The 18,430-nt window shown below is 46.6% G+C and carries 15 protein-coding genes, 1 tRNA gene and 1 CRISPR repeat array (1 of these 17 running past the window's edge); of the genes, 10 read left to right on the top strand and 6 right to left on the bottom strand.

Features of this window, described 5'->3' with window-relative positions; genetic code table 11:
* Nucleotides 1-91: 91 nt before the first annotated feature.
* The 6 genes from ACO1PK_RS03575 to ACO1PK_RS03550 form a co-directional block, all read right to left on the bottom strand.
* A complete protein-coding gene (locus ACO1PK_RS03575; RefSeq protein ID WP_423187300.1) occupies nt 92-1,153 on the bottom strand; it encodes a methionine synthase in 1,062 nt (353 codons plus the stop codon).
* Nucleotides 1,154-1,201: 48 nt separating this feature from the next.
* A complete protein-coding gene (locus tag ACO1PK_RS03570; RefSeq protein ID WP_423188162.1) occupies nt 1,202-2,188 on the bottom strand; it encodes a DUF1852 domain-containing protein in 987 nt (328 codons plus the stop codon).
* 354 nt (nt 2,189-2,542) lie between these two features.
* Entirely contained in the window at nt 2,543-3,709 is a 1,167-nt protein-coding gene (locus ACO1PK_RS03565; RefSeq protein WP_423187299.1) for an RNA polymerase sigma factor, read from the bottom strand.
* Between the two features lie 7 nt (nt 3,710-3,716).
* Complete coding sequence (locus ACO1PK_RS03560; RefSeq protein ID WP_423187298.1) at nt 3,717-4,664, bottom strand: alpha/beta fold hydrolase; 948 nt, start codon at nt 4,662-4,664, stop codon at nt 3,717-3,719.
* Between the two features lie 330 nt (nt 4,665-4,994).
* The gene (locus tag ACO1PK_RS03555) at nt 4,995-6,182 is read right to left on the bottom strand and encodes a site-2 protease family protein (protein WP_423187297.1); all 1,188 of its coding nucleotides are present in this window, start codon (nt 6,180-6,182) and stop codon (nt 4,995-4,997) included.
* Between the two features lie 92 nt (nt 6,183-6,274).
* A tRNA-Gly gene (locus ACO1PK_RS03550) sits at nt 6,275-6,348 on the bottom strand.
* 213 nt (nt 6,349-6,561) lie between these two features.
* On the opposite strand from ACO1PK_RS03550, the gene ACO1PK_RS03545 reads away from it, so the two are divergent.
* The 10 genes from ACO1PK_RS03545 to cas2e all read left to right on the top strand — a co-directional run bounded on the left by ACO1PK_RS03545 (nt 6,562) and on the right by cas2e (nt 17,542).
* Complete coding sequence (locus tag ACO1PK_RS03545) at nt 6,562-7,398, top strand: WYL domain-containing protein (protein WP_423187296.1); 837 nt, start codon at nt 6,562-6,564, stop codon at nt 7,396-7,398.
* 129 nt (nt 7,399-7,527) lie between these two features.
* A complete protein-coding gene (cas3, locus tag ACO1PK_RS03540; protein ID WP_423187295.1) occupies nt 7,528-10,236 on the top strand; it encodes a CRISPR-associated helicase Cas3' in 2,709 nt (902 codons plus the stop codon).
* Between the two features lie 506 nt (nt 10,237-10,742).
* The gene (gene casA, locus ACO1PK_RS03535; protein ID WP_423187294.1) at nt 10,743-12,365 is read left to right on the top strand and encodes a type I-E CRISPR-associated protein Cse1/CasA; all 1,623 of its coding nucleotides are present in this window, start codon (nt 10,743-10,745) and stop codon (nt 12,363-12,365) included.
* Entirely contained in the window at nt 12,362-12,934 is a 573-nt protein-coding gene (gene casB / locus ACO1PK_RS03530) for a type I-E CRISPR-associated protein Cse2/CasB (protein ID WP_423187293.1), read from the top strand. Before casA ends, casB begins: the two co-directional genes overlap by 4 nt.
* Before the next feature lie 33 nt (nt 12,935-12,967).
* Complete coding sequence (gene cas7e / locus ACO1PK_RS03525) at nt 12,968-14,002, top strand: type I-E CRISPR-associated protein Cas7/Cse4/CasC (RefSeq protein ID WP_423187292.1); 1,035 nt, start codon at nt 12,968-12,970, stop codon at nt 14,000-14,002.
* A gap of 12 nt (nt 14,003-14,014) precedes the next feature.
* Nucleotides 14,015-14,758 carry a type I-E CRISPR-associated protein Cas5/CasD gene (gene cas5e / locus ACO1PK_RS03520; protein ID WP_423187291.1) on the top strand — a complete coding sequence of 248 codons (744 nt, stop codon included), beginning with the start codon at nt 14,015-14,017 and terminating at the stop codon, nt 14,756-14,758.
* A gap of 2 nt (nt 14,759-14,760) precedes the next feature.
* Entirely contained in the window at nt 14,761-15,462 is a 702-nt protein-coding gene (gene cas6e / locus ACO1PK_RS03515) for a type I-E CRISPR-associated protein Cas6/Cse3/CasE (RefSeq protein WP_423187290.1), read from the top strand.
* Between the two features lie 26 nt (nt 15,463-15,488).
* Nucleotides 15,489-16,322 carry a KilA-N domain-containing protein gene (locus ACO1PK_RS03510; protein WP_423187289.1) on the top strand — a complete coding sequence of 278 codons (834 nt, stop codon included), beginning with the start codon at nt 15,489-15,491 and terminating at the stop codon, nt 16,320-16,322.
* The gene (gene cas1e / locus ACO1PK_RS03505; RefSeq protein ID WP_423187288.1) at nt 16,322-17,242 is read left to right on the top strand and encodes a type I-E CRISPR-associated endonuclease Cas1e; all 921 of its coding nucleotides are present in this window, start codon (nt 16,322-16,324) and stop codon (nt 17,240-17,242) included. The genes ACO1PK_RS03510 and cas1e overlap by 1 nt, the downstream gene beginning before the upstream one ends.
* A 30-nt stretch (nt 17,243-17,272) precedes the next feature.
* Entirely contained in the window at nt 17,273-17,542 is a 270-nt protein-coding gene (gene cas2e / locus ACO1PK_RS03500; protein ID WP_423187287.1) for a type I-E CRISPR-associated endoribonuclease Cas2e, read from the top strand.
* 85 nt (nt 17,543-17,627) lie between these two features.
* Nucleotides 17,628-18,430: direct repeats of the CRISPR family, unit length 29 nt; unit sequence CAGTTCCCCGTATGCACGGGGATAAACCG (it continues 2,580 nt past the right edge of the window).

Below are 18,430 nucleotides of genomic sequence, written 5' to 3'. Positions count from 1 at the left end.
ACGCCGACAATTTGTCGGCGTTTTTATTTAAGCTTGCTAGAGGCTTAACTAAAATTGTGTGGCAGCTCGCTAGCTCAAGAAGCAGTGGTGCCTATGCTAACGGCTGTTGTGAGCAGTTGCCCTGAGTGAGTACTTCTTGTCGTACTATAGCCGCACCTGCCGCCAAGGCATTCAGCTTGCCCGTGGCAATAGCGCGAGGCAGTGGCGCCATACCGCAATTAGTACAAGGATACAGCTTATCCGCATCCACATATTGCAGCGCTTTTCTGAGGGTTGCTGCCACTTCTTCTGGCGTTTCAATGGTATTGGTTGCCACATCAATAGCGCCCACCATCACTTTTTTACCGCGGATCAGCGCTAGCAGCTCAAGCGGCACATGCGAGTTATGGCATTCCAACGAGATAATATCGATGTTCGATTGCTGCAGTTTTGGGAAAATAGCTTCGTATTGTCGCCACTCGCTGCCTAAGGTTTTTTTCCACTCGGTATTAGCTTTAATGCCATAGCCATAGCAAATATGTACTGCGGTTTCGCATGTTAAGCCCTCAATTGCGCGCTCTAAGCATTTAATACCCCAGTCATTCACCTCATCAAAAAATACATTAAAAGCAGGCTCATCAAACTGAATAATATCGACACCAGCGGCCTCTAGCTCTTTTGCTTCTTGGTTGAGGATAATGGCAAATTCCCAGGCCAGTTTTTCCCGGCTGTGGTAATACTTATCGCAAAGTGTATCGATCATGGTCATTGGGCCGGGGAGTGCCCATTTAATCGGTTGCTTGGTTTGCTGGCGTAAGAATTTAGCATCTTCGACAAATACCGGTTTTTGCCGCGACACTGGGCCTATTACTGTCGGCACGCTGGCATCATAGCGATTACGAATTCTGACCGTTTGCCGATTAATAAAATCGACGCCATTTAAATGCTCGATAAAGGTAGTGACAAAGTGTTGGCGGCTTTGTTCGCCATCGCTCACAATATCAATACCTGCTTGCTGTTGTTGCTGTAAGGCCAAGCTTAATGCGTCTTGCTTGCCGCTGCTGAGGACTTCGCCCTGCAATTTCCAGGCAGACCACAGAGTTTCTGGCTCAGCCAGCCAAGCGGGTTTAGGTAGGCTGCCCGCAGTAGAGGTAGGTAATAAAGTCTGTTTCATAAATTTAGGTATCCAGGTTTAGGGCTTGCCCTAAAATAAATCAAAAAATTAGGCTGATTGCGTTTGGTTAGCGGACCATTTTGCTAACACAGCCTGATAGGGCTTAATAAAGTGCTCTTGGGCAAATTTACCCTGAGCTTTGGCTAGCCTGCTGCGCTCTTCCCGGTCATAGACAATTTGCGTTACCGAATGATCGGTATTGTGTAAATTTGGTTGATAACACTGGCCTGCAACGGCATTGGCATTGTAAATTTCTGGCCGGTAAATTTTCTGAAAGGTCTCCATAGTGCTGATGGTACTTATCAGCTCCAGATTGCTGTAATCGTTTAACAAATCGCCAAAAAAGTAAAAGGCCAAAGGGGCCGCACTGTTAGCCGGCATAAAGTAACGTACTGCCAGCCCCATCTTGTTAAAATATTGCTCGGTGAGCGAGGCTTCATTCGGCTGGTATTCCACTCCCAGCACCGGATGGCGGTTTTCAGTGCGGTAATAAATTTTGTTATCCGACACACTTAAACAAATTACCGGCGGCTTTTTAAAGTGCGTTTTATAGGTGGCAGAGCTAACAAAGTGCTGAAACAGCTTGCCATGCAACTCGCCAAAATTATCCGGGATGCTAAAGCTGCTTTGTTGCTGATTGTGCTCCAGCAGCAAAACGCTAAAATCGTAATCCCGCACATAAGACGAGAAATTATTGCCGACAATGCCCTCAAAGCGTTGTCCGGTAGTGTTATCGACAATATGGGTTTGTAGTACTTCAATAGAAGGGAAGCTGTTACTGCTACCAGCAAGCGTCAGATCAACCGAAACAATATCCAGTTCAACGCTGTAGCGATCACCTTTCGGGTTATCCCAATTGGCTAAAGCATTAAAACGGTTGTTAATCATCGTTAAGGCATTGCGCAAATTCTGCTGACGTCGCTCACCGCGGGCCAGATTAGCAAAATTGGTGGTTAGGCGAGTGCTATCCGCAGGCTGATAATGTTCGTCGAAACGAAGTCGTTTAATAGTAAAAGTGAAGTCATTATTTTGCATCATCAAGATTCCTAATTGCTATTTGATTACCATCTTGCAGTCGCAATAACCTGTTTTGACTTGGTGCAAGCGACAAACCATTCCTTGTCTAGAAAGCTACTTTACTGAAACAAGCTGGGGTGTCTAGACGTCCGTATTTCTATGGTGTAGTTATACGTCGATATTTTGATGAATAAAAATGATGTTTTCTCATTAATCTATGAAATAAATTCACTTAACTGGTGGGTAGTGAGCAGCTTGCTTTAAAAATGATGTATAAAACAAGCTTTTGCAGAGGGTTCGCGTGGTTAGCTGCACATTGAAGAAGGTGTAGCAAATCAAAAAAGCCAAGCGAGAAATAGCTTGGTGCTATGCCTAGCCAAAAAACCAGCGGCCGTTTTTGATCAGGCCAGCAATCAAGCCAGCAAAGCCGGCAGTCGCACCACCGAGCATGCCAAACCAACACCAGAACAAATTATTGCGATACTGCCGTTTTGCCGCTGCATTCTGGGTGGCTTTTGCCAATATGCGCGGTTTAATGGTTTGCCATACCCGAACTTGTAGATAAGCCACGCCGGCCATAAAAAGGCCAAAGGCCAGCAGTGGTGCTATAGCGCCGCTGGTAAATTCATATGCTGCAGCCAGCAGTAAGCCTGAGAGGCCAACCCAAACCAAAGCCTGATTGCGATAACGCAATAAGCGACTACGCTCGTTATCACTGGCCGCATTTTTTAGCGGGCCGCGCATCCCCAGCACTACACCGAGCATGCCGCCGAGCGCGCCAAGTAGCGCCCCACTCAATAACCAGCCAAATTTTGCCAGTCCGCTGCTCTGTGCTGCCATGACACTTGCGGTCGCGGCAGCGGCAGGTGGGCTAGCGATCAGTAAGGTGCTAAGCACAGCACTGCTAAGACCCACACCCGGCGCCGTGCTTAAAATCAGCTTGCCGTATCTGGCTAATAGCTGCTCTTTTAGCAATTCTCGGACCCGCTGCAGTTTTTTCCGTACATTTGCCTCAGTCACCCCTAATAAACTAGCGACCTGATTGCTGTTTTGTTCTTCACGGTAAAACAGCAGTACGATTTCCCGGCTTTCCGGTGGCAGCTCATCCAGTAGATTACGGATCAGCATGGCCTGCTCGCTGCGCAGTAATTCATCTGATGGACTGCTGTCGCTGGCAAACGTCTCTAGCAAGGCTTCAGCGTCAGTACCACGCTCGGTCTGTGCATCACGTTGTTCACGCAGATAGCTATAGGCGCGATAACGGGTAATCTGCCGCACCCAGGGTAAAAAACTGGCCGGATTTTGCAGGCTGCTAAGTTGCTGCCAGGCGGCAATAAACACTTGCTGGCAAACCTCTTCGCTGGCATCTAAGTCTTTTACAATGGCCAGCGCAATGCTGCTAACGCTATTTTGGCAACGCTGTACAAGGCGGCCAAAGGCCTGCATATCGCCAGCAATAGCCGCCGTTACATCGGGCTGTAATTGCTGTTCAATGCTAAGTGACATAGTAAATGGGGCGCTAAGGTTGGCGTTTGGCATGCTGCTATTACTCCTGTAAGGCCAAACGGAGCTGAGCAATAAACCACTCCGGTTCATCCAGCATCATAAAATGGCGACTGCTAGTATTCATTAGTAAGGTCGCGTTAGCAATAGTGACAAGTTGTTGCTGATAAATGGCTTCAGCAGCTGCTTGTTGTGCTGCGGGTAGCGCACCACTGGCACCTAATAACCAGACTTTACTTTGGATAGAGCTTACTTTTGGCCGCAAATCGGTAGTAAGCAGTTCATACATCGCCTGACCAACAGTGTGGCTATCAGAAGTGCTGGCCATCTCTAACACCAGTTGTTGATGTGCTGCTGACCGAGCTTGAATAAACACCCCTTGCTTGGCACCGGCGGTTAATTGTTCGGCCGTCATATTTTGATAATAGGCCTTAATTTGCGAGGCTTGGGCTTGCATATCGGTGACCTGCGTAGCGGGGTTGCGGCTAAAAATAGGTGCAATGTAGGGTAAGCCATCCACCGCGACTACGGTACCAATTTGCTCTGGTGCGCTACTAGCCAAGGCAAAGGCCATAAAAGCCCCTAAGCTATGGCCAATGACTGCCGGTTTAACCAGCTTTTGCTGTTCAATATAAGCCAATAAATCTTGCTGTACTTGGGGTAAGAACTCACCAGCTATAGCTGGCGTGCCAGCAAAACCTGCTAGGCTAATCAGGTGTAATTGATAATCACTTTTTAAACTACTTACAGTGTGTTGCCAAATACGGCTATCCGACATTAAGCCCGGAATAAGTAATACCGGTTTACCTTCGCCAATTACCTCTACTTGAAAACTGGAGACGGTTTCGACTTCGGCGGCTTTCAATTGCGGCGCTATGGCGCCGCCAATAATTGTCATAATAATGGCGAAATATGTCCAAAAACTGGGTTTTGTTTTAGCTGGATTATTATCCGCTTGGCAATTATTGCTATGTTGACTAGTGTTTCGCATGGCGATTTCCTTAGTTAAGTATGGGTTACCTTACCAAGTCGCTGCAGCTCGCCTAGGTGTGACAAAAAATTTTAATTATTTTGGAAAATAAAATGGCGCTGAAAATAGTGCATATAAAAATAGCGTATTTTTGTTTTTCCCGTCGATTTCGACGGGAATAAAGTAACAACGTTTTGACAGTGAAAGTACTTGAAGTAACTGCTTAAGCATTGCCAATAGAAACAGTATATTACTTTTAACCCCATCGAATTCGATGGGGTTAAGCTTACCGCGTGATGCAAGCTAAAGCCCTCGAATTCGATGACTTTAGCAGTGCGCCCATGTGGCTTCTTAGCTGGAAATAAAAATAAGCGGCAAGTTGGTACCCGGAATGCCGCTATCGGCCATCATCACCGACAGCCACAGTAAGATAGCCATTAAACCGACGTAACTGAGTAGCGTAACCAGAATGCCGGTATCGGTCATTGGCACTATATCCTTGTCACGTTCTTCGCTGTCAGAGAGCAGATCTAACGTACCTAAAATGCCAAACACCATTAATAAATAAAAACCAAAATACCATGTAGCAAAAGTCAGGCTACCGGTTACCAGCAGCAAACCGGTTTTCGCTGCTTTACCTTTGCGGCTAAAGGCTGCCGCCTGCATTATCCGGCCACCATCTAGTGGCACCATCGGCAGTAAATTAAACAGGTTTAGTAGCAAGCTTATGGCTGCAAATAGCGCCAGTGCCGAATGCTGGGTTTCTAACCAAAGCCAATAAGCCACAATAGCCCCTATGGTGCCAAAAGCAGGGCCAGCAATGGCGATTTTAAAATCCTGCCAGCGGCTGGTCGCGCGTTCACTGACTGCCGCACCACCAATAAACGGCAATAAGTAAACCCCTTTCACTTTAAGGCCAGCGCGCTTCATAGCATAGACATGGCCATATTCGTGGATCAGAATGGCGGCAATTAAGCCTATGGCAAACTCTAGGTTAAATAACCAAGCCCAACCGGCTAACGCGGTACCGGCCAAGGCGGCTTTAATGGCACCAGCACTTTTCGACAATTTTAAGGCAATAACCCCCAGCACCAATAAGGGTTTAAACCACTGTTTAAACGGGGAAGGAGCTGAAGTGGCCGCTGTATCGGGTACTTGCTGTGAAAGATGCGGCTGATTTAGCATTTCGGAATCGTGCGCTGCAGGCGACGCCGTTTGGGCATGTTCTGCCTCAGGCGATAGTTTTTGCTCTAACTTGCTTAGCCATTTAGGGGGTTTAGCTGCCGTGCTCCCTTCACACAGTAAGGTGTTTCCTGCTTCTAGCTGGTAACTGACATCGGCAGTTTTTAACGAAACTTTAAAGTACAACCGCATAGGCCCATGCTTTGGACATAAAAAACGGTGATCATTACTGGTACTAAAAAACGCCCGCCCTTCAGAGACTAACTCACCGTTGCGATATAACTTTTCTTTACCAAAGTTATTGGCTTTTAGCTGATAAAACACTTGGTCGTGATAAAACTCAAACAAGGTTTGCATAATAAATGTTTATAAATAGTAAACAGTGCCAGCAGTGTAGCAAATTTTAAGTAGAAGTTAAGCGTAAAAATGAGGGAAAAAGCAATATGACGTGGAGCGGGTGACGGGAATCGAACCCGTATCTCGAGCTTGGGAAGCTGGCATTCTACCACTGAACTACACCCGCCTAATTTGCGTGGTTACCTTAAATGAAACGGGAAAAAGCTGCAATAGACTAAAAGGTGAAAGCATTAAGAAAAATACATAACGCTTCTAATGAGGTTTATCTGAGCGTATCAATGCGTACCTTAAATCGGTTTAAATTCTTAAGTAATACTTTATTCATAATTAAAGTAAGAGTAAGGTAGTAATCAGGAGAAATAATCAACAGGATGTTGTTTTGCAGCAGAATAACGTTGAAAAACGCCTTTGGTTTATCGAGCTAATAGCTTGGTGGGAAGGCGAAATAAACGCCAGCACACTTATAAATCAGTTCGCCATTAGTCGAGTGCAAGCACAGCAAGATATTAAGCGTTATCAGCAACAAGCGCCTGACAATCTTCGCTATTGCGCCAGCAATAAAGGCTTCACCCCCACTAGCTTATTTCAGCCAATGTATATTAATGGCGACGTTATTGAATACTTAAATTGGCTTGGCCAATACGAACATCTTGCCGAACCAGCAGCCCTGCCGCATCACGCACTAACATTGCCTGCCCGCCAAGTCTCAGCCCAAGTAATACGTGTATTGATAACTGCCATCCGCCAACAGCGAAGAGTTGATGTTGATTATGTTTCGCTAAGCCATCCTGATAATCAGGGTCGCAATATTGCGCCACATCATTTTGTAAAAACGGGTCTGCGTTGGCATCTTAGAGCCTTTTGCGAAAAATCCGGTGAGTACCGCGACTTTGTGCTTAGCCGCTTTCGCGGTGAGCCAGAGTTACTGGGCAAGACCAGCCACACTGCAACACAAGATGCAGGCTGGAATACTGAAATCAGTATTATCCTGCAGCCAGATCCAAGGCTTAGCCCAGCACAGCAGCATGTTATTGCCCAAGACTACAGCATGCAATATGGTCAGCTGCAACTACGCACCCGTGCCTGCTTAGCACAATACCTGCTCCAAGAGCTGCAAGTAAACCTGCGCGAGCACCCCATTAGCCCCGAAGCGCAGCAGTTAGTACTGGTGAATACTGAAGAAGTAAGACCTTGGCTATTTGATTATAAAACATGAGTTTACGCTATACCTGTAAAGTAAGTTTGCAGGTTTTATGTACAGTGTTGTTATTTTGGGGAAGTGAGGTAGAGTGTAAGTAGGGCTAAGCATAGTTAAATTTAGTTGAATTTAGATGGAACTTTAAGAATGAAAGAATCGACTACAGCTAGTTATTTTGGCTACTGGGGAAAAGCCAAAAAAGATCCAGACCAAGCCGGGCCGGATTATCATTTGTTGGCTTATCATAGCCTGGATGTCGCGGCTGTGGGTTGGCATTTATTAAATCCCAATAACAAGCTATGTCAGGAGCTAGCAGAGTTTATTCAATTGCCCCCTGTTCAGCTACAACGTTTATTTACTTTTGCACTGATACTTCATGATTTGGGAAAATTCAGTGGCGCTTTTCAAGCGTTAAAGCTGTTTGATACCAAGGCTTTGCATCAATTTAAAGTGCGCAAGCCGTATGATGGTGCGAAAGCGCGACACGATATGTTGGGTTGGGCACTGTGGCAACTAGCTTTAGACGAAGGTTTAGACTTGCCGTTCATAACAAAACAATCATTTCCATCCGATATCTTAGAGAAAACATTTTGTACGCTTTTGGATACCACTTGGGGGCATCATGGTAAACCTATCCGCCCCGGTCACTTAACAGAACTGGAAGACCATTTGGTTGAAGCCAATATTCGGCATGCCAAAAGCTTTATTGAAGATGCTACGAGCTTATTGCAACCAGAGTGGCCAGCCGGTTTCTTTAACGCAGAAATTCAGCGCCGTTTTCGCCAAATAAGTTGGCACCTCGCGGGTGTTGCAATTTTGGCCGATTGGTTGGGCTCAGATACCCGATATTTCCCTTACAAAACAAATATTTTAAGCCTTGCTGAATACTGGCCAGATGCTTTATGTCGGGCAGAGCAGGCTATTGCTGCAACCGATTTATTTAAAGCCTTTAGCGTGCAACCTTTTACAGGCTTTCAGCAGCAGTTTGGTTTTACACCCACGCCATTACAACAGTGGGCATCCACAGTATCCGTTGTTAGCGGGCCGCAGCTGTTTATTTTGGAAGATGTAACTGGTTCAGGTAAAACGGAGGCGGCTTTAACGCTAACTCAGCGGATTATGGCAGCAGGTGAGGCCGATGGTTTTTATTTTGGCTTACCTTCAATGGCAACGTCGAATGCGATGTTTAAGCGGGTAACTTCACACTATCAGCAGATGTATCGGCAAGATGCACCAAGCATAGTGCTGGCGCACGGTGCCCGTGATATGGAGCAAAGTTTCAGGGATATCCTGTTACCAAATGGAACAGCAGATGCCAGTTATCAAGCGGATGAGCAAACTGCTACCGTAGTATGTAATGAATGGTTTGCCGATTCGCGGAAGAAAGCCTTACTAGCACCAGTTGGTGTTGGCACCTTAGATCAGGCTTTATTGGCTGTTTTACCAAGGCGGCATCAGGCACTACGAATGGTTGGCTTGCACCGTAAAGTTCTGATTTTTGATGAAGTACATGCTGCTGATGAATATATGTTGGTGCTATTAGAGGATTTAGTGCAGCAACATGCCAGACAGGGCGGCAGCGTGATTTTATTAACCGCAACGTTGGCACAGCAGCAGCGACAACAGCTGGTTACACGCTGGCTAGAGGTACTAGGCCAGCCAACTAATTGTGAGTATAACAATGCTTTTCCACTCGCAAGCCAAGTTAGTAGCGCAGGTTTACACCAAGTTGCTTTAGCCTCCCGCCCAGATGTGTGCCGTACACTTAATGTCGCTTTCTTGCATGCAACCTCCGATTGTGTTGCCACAATAGTTGCTGCGGTAGCAAAAGGGCAGTCGGTGGTGTGGATATGCAATTCGGTTGCTGATGCCTTGGCCGCTTACAAATTAGTCTCAGCTGCAATACCTGATCCCGCGCAGTGCTTATTGTTTCATAGCCGTTTTGCACTAATAGACCGGCAACGCATTGAACAACAAGTTCTGGGCATTTTAGGCAAGCAATCCACGGCAGCCGAACGTAAAGGTAAAGTAGTGATCTCAACTCAGGTATTTCAGGAAAGCCTCGATGCCGATACAGATTTAATGATTTCTGATCTATGTCCGATTGATGACTTAATTCAGCGGGCAGGACGTTTGCATCGCCATACCCGTGATGTGAATGGCTGCTACAAGGCTGGTATAAAAGACCAACGGCCAGCTCCACTGCTCTATGTGCATTGCCCGGAATTTACTAACGCACCCAAAGCAGACTGGCTATCAGCGCAGTTTCGTAATACCCAGTTAGTGTATCGTTCAGCAGGTAAATTATGGCTGGGGCTACGGGTGTTAACCCGGCAACAAGCCATAAGAATGCCGGAAGATGCGAGATTGCTGATTGAGGCCGTATATGGCGAACATGCCAGCAAAGAGATCCCAGAAGCGTTGTGGCAAGACGAGCTGATGCATCATGGTGAAATTCAGCGAAAAACCAACAAGGCCATGCAGCAAACAATTGATTGGTCTCAAGGTTACTGTGCAGACAGCGCCGTAAAGTGGTACGAAGATGAAACCGATATTAGTACCCGTTACAGCGATATGGAAACAGTAGATGTTGTACTGTTAAAACGTAACGCTGCTGGGCAAATTCTGCTATGGGCAGATGCGCAGCCCCATGCGTTGGCACTAAGCAAACTAAAACTACCAAAACATCATGCAGATAAGTTAGTTGATTTTGCTGCACAGTACCCGGCGCAAGCTGAGCAATTTAAACAGCAATATCGTCAGGCAAAATTTACCCGCTTTTGGTTGGCTGAAGATGACTTAAACTTTGAGTATTCCACTCTGATAGGTTTCAGCCCTAAGGAAAACCCCGCATAGGCGGGGAACATCTTTTATGTTTCACACGATGCATTGCATCAATGAGGTTTATCTCTGCGCGGCAGAGAAGCGACAAGGATACGCTGACTAACAGATGTTTTCAATAATATAAAATTTTATGATGCTTTGCATCAATGCTTATTTGTTTGTTGATTTGCTTGTTTCTTGGGCGTATAGTGGCTCGGTGCCTAGGAGGTTGAGCGTAATTGAGGCAGCTTCACCCCAAGAACGCTCACGAGTGGAACCGTTGATACTACTTGGTTTAGGTATGGCTTGCAATATGGCCTAGTCAGAGTCCTCTATCACCTTTTGAGGGCAATAAAATGCTGAAATCAGATGTTGATGATTACATAGTTATTTTTAGGCGCTATAAAAAAGACAAGTCTGGTCAGTTGTCAGACGCCAGAAAATATGGATTAAAGGCATAGCCTATAAAAATCCGTAAGTCTGTTTAACAAATATAAGGTGTGGCGTTAATACCGTCACACCTTTCATCAGGAGGATGGATGAACTTACTTTTTGATCCGTGGATACCTGTGCGTTCGCACAACGGTGAGCAGCAGATTATCTGCTTTAACCAACTGATCGACACTAATATTGCCGACTTTGCTTTTCCAAGGGCAGACTTTCAAGGCGCGGCTTATCAGTTTGCTATTGGTGTACTACAAACCTTTTTTGCTCCGCAAAATGAAGAGCAATGGTTGTTAAGTTATCAACAGGCGCCGGCTTTACCATTGCTGACTAGTGCGCTGGATAAAGGGCGCCACGCTTTTGAATTGATTTCTGATAATGCCAAAGCAGCGCGTTTTATGCAGGACTACGATGCGCTGGAGCAAGCCGAAGCAGGCCCAATAGCCGGGCTGCTAATAGAGGCTCCAGGCGGCAATACCCTAAAGTTGAATACTGATCATTTCGTAAAGCGAGGTCTTTACAACCAGATATCTTTACCTATGGCAGCGATAGCGCTATTTACTTTGCAAATTAATGCGCCATCAGGTGGGCAAGGGCACCGTACAGGCTTGCGTGGTGGCGGGCCGCTTACCACTTTGGTGTTGCCACATGATGCCACCGCGTCTTTATGGCAAAAGCTATGGCTAAATGTGTTAAGCCGCGAACAGTTTTCTTATAACGAGCCGGATTTACACAGCACTGCCGTTTTTCCGTGGCTCGGGCCCACTAAAGAGAGTAAGCAAAAAGGCACCGAGGTTTATGCCAAAGATGTACACCCGTTGCATATGTACTGGGCTATGCCGAGGCGGATAAGGTTGGAGGTACAACAAGGCGACGCAGTATGTGATTTAAATGGCTTGCATTGCCAGCAGTTTGTTAGCAGTTACCGTACACAAAACTATGGCTACAACTACAGTGGCAGTTGGTGGCATCCGCTCACCCATTACCGAATTAACCCGAAAAAGCCTGATGAAGATAATTTATCGACTAAAGGGCAGCCAGGCGGCATAAGTTATAAACACTGGCAAGCACTGACTATGCTGGATGAGGAGGAAGGTAATATACCGGCAAAAGTTGTCAGTATTTATAACTTGGGTAGGTCAAGGCTAATTAGCGGACGCCGCAAAGGTGAATATCAGCGGCTGTGGGCCTTTGGCTATGATATGGACAATATGAAAGCCCGTGGTTGGTATTCAACCGAGTTGCCATTATTTAACTTAACCACAAATCAGCGCGAAACCCTGCTAAAGCATATAAAAATAGTGCAGCAATTTGCTGCCGAGGCTTTGTGGCAATGCCGCACTCAAATCAAATCTGCGTGGTTTAGTCACCCTGGTGATGTAAAAGGCGATACATCGTTTATTGATCTGCAGTTTTGGCAGCGCACAGAGCAGGCGTTTTATCACACCATAGCCACTATGTTGGCTGACGATAACAGTGGTGAGCCTTTAACGCCTGAGGCTGCATTACTTTGGCTGTCGGCACTAAAACACACGGCGAAAGACTTATTTGATGAGTTTGTATTATCAGCAAGTGATAGCCATAAACATATGGCGCGTTTTATTCAATCCCGCCGCGCCTTAACAGGCTGGTTTGCCAATAGCAAAGCAGTAAAAAGTTACAAGCAGTTTTATCACATTCTTACCGCCATTGATACCAAGCAGGAGGCTTTAGCATGAATGAGCAACAACGTGACCTAACACGCCAGGCAGTGCAGCAGGCCGAATATTGGTGGCAGCAAATGGCTTTGCCTGCTGAACAAGTAAAAGGCATGAAAGCGCCAAGTCGCTACCGAGCGGAGCTGCGACGCTGTAATAGTGCTGATGCAGCCATGCTGACAGAAGGCTTCAGAGTTTTATGGCTGGCACTACCTGAAAGTGTGCGGCAGCACCGGGCATACAGTATTGAAGCCTGGGCTACGGTAGCGGCTGTGCTGGCCCATATTACCGAAGCACAAAGCTGTAGTTTTGGTAGCAGCCTCGGCCAGTGGGATAGCAAAACAGATAAAGCGGTTGTGAGTGAATTACGTTTGCAGCAGCTACAAGGTGCCCGTAGTAGCCAGGATTTTTTCCGGCGTTTACATCGCCTGGTTAAACAGTTGGGCGGTAAAGCCAACCCCAAAATGCTGGTTCAGGACATTCTTGACTGGTTTGATGAGCATTATTCGCAACAACCACGCCGGGCAGATAAACGTGTTGCCGTGCGCTGGGCACTGGATTATTTCAGTCAGCAACCTAAGAAAGCTTAAAACACCTATTGATAACGAATTAAGGAAAATACCATGAGCAAATTTATTCAACTGCATTTATTAACTTCTTATGCACCGTCTAACTTAAACCGTGATGACTTGGGGCGGCCAAAAACTGCCCGTATGGGCGGTTCTGAGCGGTTGCGGGTGAGTTCGCAAAGTTTAAAACGTAACTGGCGCTGCTCTGATTTATTTGAGCAGGCATTAGCCGGCCATATTGGTATAAGAACTAAAAGAATCGGTATTGAAGCTGAAAAGTATCTGATTAGTAATGGTGTTTCTGAAAAATCTGCAAAGGTTTGGGCAGGCAAAATTGCGTCAAAGTTTGGAGCCTTGAAAAAAGACTCAATTGAAATTGAGCAGTTGGTTCATGTTTCACCGACTGAATATGCTTCAGTTTTTAAATTATTGGATATTTTAGTTAAAGAAGATCGCGAACCAACAGATGATGAAATGGACTTTCTGACTTCAACAACAATGGCAGTAGATGTAGCAATGTTTGGGCGAATGCTGGCCGCAAAAGACAAAGTCCAATATAGCGTCGAAGCAGCTTGTCAGGTTGCACATGCTATAAGTGTGCATAGTATTGCGGTAGAAGATGATTACTTTACTGCAGTGGATGATTTAAACCAAGACTCTGAACAAGCCGCGCATATCGGCGAATCAGGTTTCGCCGCTGCGCTGTTTTACAGCTACATCTGCATAGATAAAGAGTTGCTGGTTGAAAATCTGGCTGGTGATCTTGAACTGGCAAATAAAGCTATAGCGGCGTTAACAGAAGCAGCTGTAAAAGTATCGCCAAAAGGTAAGCAGAACTCTTTTGCCTCCCGCGCTTACGCCAGTTATGTGATGGCAGAAAAAGGTAACCAGCAACCACGTTCATTATCAGTGGCGTTTTTAAAGCCAGTGTTTGGAGATGATCAGGCCGCTGAAGCGATCAATAAGTTACAGCGGCAAGCCGCTATTTTTGACCAGGTATACGGCCCTTGTGCTGATAGTCGCGCAGAACTGAATGCGGTTACCGGTGAGGGCAGTTTTAATGAATTAGTCGCCTTTATCGCTGATTAATGAGGAGGCGATATGCAATATCTGGTTTTTCGGTTGTATGGTGCTATGGCCAGTTGGGGCGAGGCCGCTGTGGGGGGCGATCGTCCCTCGGCAACACACCCTGGCCGCTCCGCCATACTGGGTTTATTAGCCGCTGCACTTGGCATTAAACGAACCGAGCAAGCAAAGCTAAATGAGCTGTATCAATCAGTGCATTTCGCGGTAAAAGAATATAGCGCAGGTGTTTTAGTGCGCGATTATCATACAGCGCAAGTGCCATCGACAGATAAGAAGCGGGTACACCGGCATAGAAAAAGCGAGCTGGCCGCACCGGGCTATAAACTAAATACCGTGTTATCAAGCCGTGATTACAGGGCTGATGGTGTTTGGTTAGTCTCCATTTGGTTAACAGATCCCGCGACAGTGACGCTGTCTGAGTTAGCAGAGGCATTGTTAAAACCGCGTTTTACGCTGTATTTGGGCCGAAAGTCTTGCCCATTGGCGGCACCACTAAACCCGAGGATTTTGGATGCCGATTGCTTACAGCAGGCCTTGGATAGCGATGTCTTACCTTTACTTGGCTCAACTGAGCAGGACAGAAGTTGGTTACGCTACCCAAGGCAGAGCATTTATTACTGGCAGGGTGCTACTGATCTCATGCAGGCTTCTGATGCTACGGTACAAAGCCGGCAGTTATGGGATGAACCAGGTGACCGGCTTAAATGGCAATTCTCCAGCCGGATTGAACACCAGTTAACGGTAAACAGGGAGCGTTAAATATGTATCTTTCCAGAGTCCGCTTTTTACCGGGTAACACGGCACATAATGCGCTGCTGGCCGTTCAACGTAAGGGCAGTTATGCAAGCCACCAATTGTTGTGGCAACTTTTCACCGAGCAACAGCAACGAAACTTTTTGTTTCGTGAAGAGCAAGCCAATGGTTTGTCCGGGCAACAAGGTATGCCGGAGTATCTAGTGCTATCGCAAACCGCCCCCATACTGAACTCTGAATTATTTCGGGTTGAAACCAAGCTGTTCGCTCCTATGCTGTCTGTAGGAGACAAATTGGCGTTTCGGTTACGAGCCAACCCCACGGTATCCAGCAAAACTGCAGAGAGTACAGACAAAAGAGGACAGCGGCATGACGTGATGATGCATGCCAAAAAGTGTGCGCAGGCTGAGGGTGTTAAAGATCCGCTAATCATACAGCAGTATATGGAGCAGGCAGCGCTAAACTGGTTGCTAAAAGATGAACGGGTCGCACGTTTGGGTATTCGTTTTGATACACAACCTAGCGTAATGACTTACAGCCAACACAAAACCAGCAAAAAAGCGCAGCAGCCGGTTATCAGTTACAGCACTGTTGATTATGAGGGTGTATTCACCGTAACCGAGCCTGAGTTGTTATTAAGCCAAATTGCTCATGGTATTGGCCGGGCAAAAGCCTTCGGCTGCGGCCTGATGTTACTACGCCGGGTGTAATAACTGTAAGTCACGGAGGATAACCAATGGCAGCAAAACTCGAAGTATTGGATCAACAAATTGCGACTGATACCAAGGACGGAATTGAGTATATCAGTATCACTGATATGGCCCGTTTTAAAAACCCGGAACGAACCGATATTATCATTGGTAACTGGTTACGTAATCGCAATACCATCGAGTTTTTGGGAATTTGGGAGCAACTTAACAACCCCGATTTTAAACCCATCGAATTCGATGGGTTTAAAGCCCAAGCCGGTTTAAACAGTTTCACCCTAACGCCAAAACAATGGATTGAACAAACCTATGCTATTGGGCTTATCTCTAAGGCGGGCCGCTATGGCGGTACTTATGCGCAAAAGGATATTGCTTTTGAATTCGCCAGTTGGATCTCGGTTGAATTTAAGCTGTATTTGATTAAAGAATTTCAACGCTTAAAAGAGCAAGAATTTCAGCAGCTTGGCTGGGATATTCGGCGTAATCTGGCCAAGGTAAATTACCTTATTCATACCGATGCCATTAAACAAAACCTGATCCCTGATACCTTAACTCCAGCGCAAATCAGCCATGTGTATGCAGACGAGGCCGATTTGTTGAATATGGCACTGTTTGGCGTTACAGCCAGGCAATGGCGGGAGCTAAACCCAAATTCAAAAGGTAATATGCGTGATCATGCCAATGTGCATCAACTGGTGTGCCTGGCTAATCTGGAAACGATGAATGCCTATTTAATTCAGCAAGACGTTACCGCAACAGAGCGCTTGCAGCAGTTGAATGCATTGGCCATTTCGCAAATGACGATATTAAGCCGACAGGCGCTACCTTTCACGGGGCTGCAAAAAAGTGATGGCGGTAACTAATGGCTTTTATCCCACTTAAACCTATACCGTTAAAAGAGCGTAACTCAATGATCTTTATCGGCATGGGCCGTATCGATGTTAAAGATGGTGCCTTTGTGGTGATAGATGAAGTAAACGGCGAGCGAATGCACATTCCGGTTGGCTCTATCGCCTGTTTAATGCTGGAGCCGGGTACCCGCATTTCACATGCAGCGATGAAACTAGCGGCAGAAGTCGGCACCTTAATTACCTGGGTTGGTGTGGGTGGGGTGCGGTTTTATTCCGCTGGCCAGCCAGGTGGTGCACGCTCTGACAAGCTGTTATATCAAGCTAAACTGGCACTGGACGAACAGTTACGCTTAAAAGTGGTGCGTAAGATGTTTGAACTGCGCTTTGGCGAAGAAGCTCCGCAGCGGCGCAGTGTCGATCAGCTACGCGGTATTGAGGGCGCGCGGGTACGGCAAACTTACCAGCTGCTTGCCAAGCAATACGGTGTAACTTGGAATGGCCGAAAATACGACCCAAAAGACTGGGAAGCCGGAGATATTGCTAATCAGTGCATTAGTGCAGCTACCGCATGCCTTTACGGCATAACCGAGGCCGCTATACTCGCCGCCGGTTATGCACCCGCCATAGGTTATTTGCATACCGGTAAACCACTGAGTTTCGTTTACGATATCGCTGATATTATTAAATTTGATACCGTGATTCCTTTAGCCTTTCGCATTGCAGCAAAAAGCCCTTTGGCGCCAGAAAAAGAAATTCGTTTAGCCTGTCGTGATTTATTTCGCACAGATAAAACACTAAAACGGTTAATTCCGTTAATAGAAGAGATACTGGCCGCCGGTGAAATTACCTCGCCGGAGCCTTACGCCGATGCACAGCCGCCAGCTTTACCGGAACCCTCAACAATTGGTGATGACGGGCATCGGAGTAACTAAATGAGTATGTGCATGATCGTAACCTAAGCCGTGCCACCAAGGTTACGCGGGCGATTGGCAGTATGGTTGCTGGAGGTCAGAGCCGGTGTGTATGTTGGCGATGTAGGGCAGCGTGTGCGCGAAATGCTATGGCAGCAAGTTGAAGGCATGGCTGAAGATGGCAATGTGGTAATGGCGTGGGCCACCAATACTGAATCAGGATTTGATTTTATTACCTATGGCCAAAACCGGCGGCAACCTGTTGATTTTGATGGGTTAAGGCTTGTTACCTTTTTGCCTGAGTCAGAAAAAAACAATTAGCCAATTAGCTCTTTAACAAGCCGGAAAAATTGGTAGAAAAAAGCTCTATCTTTTTTCTATTTAAAATCAGGTATATACTTTTAGACAGTTCCCCGTATGCACGGGGATAAACCGATATTCAAACAGCTGGCCTAATGGCAGATGAACAGTTCCCCGTATGCACGGGGATAAACCGTCGCTCCCCTCGAATTCCCCCACGCCAAGCTCCAGTTCCCCGTATGCACGGGGATAAACCGCGTTGAGATATTGCAGGTGGAGGCTGATTTATCAGTTCCCCGTATGCACGGGGATAAACCGTCGTGAGGATTTATGCAGATATAGCTGCTGTTCAGTTCCCCGTATGCACGGGGATAAACCGCTCAGCTTAATTGGCACAGCATTAGTCGTGCGCAGTTCCCCGTATGCACGGGGATAAACCGTCTTTTATATATTTACCTTATAGGTATTTATACAGTTCCCCGTATGCACGGGGATAAACCGCCGCGCTCAAAGAGGCCCATAACAATACTGTCCAGTTCCCCGTATGCACGGGGATAAACCGTTTGGGTAACGCCCTCTGAGAAAAAAAGCATTCAGTTCCCCGTATGCACGGGGATAAACCGTTCTTCGGCGCGCTTTTCAAAGATGCGCTGCGCAGTTCCCCGTATGCACGGGGATAAACCGTCAGACATACCCAACACGTAAGCGCCTAGAGTCAGTTCCCCGTATGCACGGGGATAAACCGAATGCAGCTCGATTTTTTGCCTTCTGATTAGGCAGTTCCCCGTATGCACGGGGATAAACCGCACTTCTGGCAATTTGATTAGTTGCATAGTTTCAGTTCCCCGTATGCACGGGGATAAACCGGAACGTCCGACATCATTGGTTTCGTTAGAAAGCAGTTCCCCG

It is taken from the genome of Alishewanella sp. d11 (genome assembly GCF_049390205.1).
In the GTDB taxonomy this organism is placed as follows: domain Bacteria; phylum Pseudomonadota; class Gammaproteobacteria; order Enterobacterales; family Alteromonadaceae; genus Alishewanella.
The sequence above is the reverse complement of the archived record's forward strand: the minus strand, read 5'-3'. Positions and strand labels throughout refer to the sequence as shown.

What these genes read in the sequence shown, in the direction of transcription:
- ACO1PK_RS03565 (WP_423187299.1), bottom strand. Translation starts at nt 3,709, where the DNA reads ATGCCAAACGCCAACCTTAGCGCCCCATTTACTATGTCACTTAGCATT.
- cas5e (WP_423187291.1), top strand. Translation starts at nt 14,015, where the DNA reads ATGCAATATCTGGTTTTTCGGTTGTATGGTGCTATGGCCAGTTGGGGC.
- ACO1PK_RS03560 (WP_423187298.1), bottom strand. Translation starts at nt 4,664, where the DNA reads ATGCGAAACACTAGTCAACATAGCAATAATTGCCAAGCGGATAATAAT.
- ACO1PK_RS03510 (WP_423187289.1), top strand. Translation starts at nt 15,489, where the DNA reads ATGGCAGCAAAACTCGAAGTATTGGATCAACAAATTGCGACTGATACC.
- ACO1PK_RS03555 (WP_423187297.1), bottom strand. Translation starts at nt 6,182, where the DNA reads ATGCAAACCTTGTTTGAGTTTTATCACGACCAAGTGTTTTATCAGCTA.
- ACO1PK_RS03575 (WP_423187300.1), bottom strand. Translation starts at nt 1,153, where the DNA reads ATGAAACAGACTTTATTACCTACCTCTACTGCGGGCAGCCTACCTAAA.
- cas6e (WP_423187290.1), top strand. Translation starts at nt 14,761, where the DNA reads ATGTATCTTTCCAGAGTCCGCTTTTTACCGGGTAACACGGCACATAAT.
- cas3 (WP_423187295.1), top strand. Translation starts at nt 7,528, where the DNA reads ATGAAAGAATCGACTACAGCTAGTTATTTTGGCTACTGGGGAAAAGCC.
- cas1e (WP_423187288.1), top strand. Translation starts at nt 16,322, where the DNA reads ATGGCTTTTATCCCACTTAAACCTATACCGTTAAAAGAGCGTAACTCA.
- casA (WP_423187294.1), top strand. Translation starts at nt 10,743, where the DNA reads ATGAACTTACTTTTTGATCCGTGGATACCTGTGCGTTCGCACAACGGT.
- cas7e (WP_423187292.1), top strand. Translation starts at nt 12,968, where the DNA reads ATGAGCAAATTTATTCAACTGCATTTATTAACTTCTTATGCACCGTCT.
- casB (WP_423187293.1), top strand. Translation starts at nt 12,362, where the DNA reads ATGAATGAGCAACAACGTGACCTAACACGCCAGGCAGTGCAGCAGGCC.
- ACO1PK_RS03570 (WP_423188162.1), bottom strand. Translation starts at nt 2,188, where the DNA reads ATGCAAAATAATGACTTCACTTTTACTATTAAACGACTTCGTTTCGAC.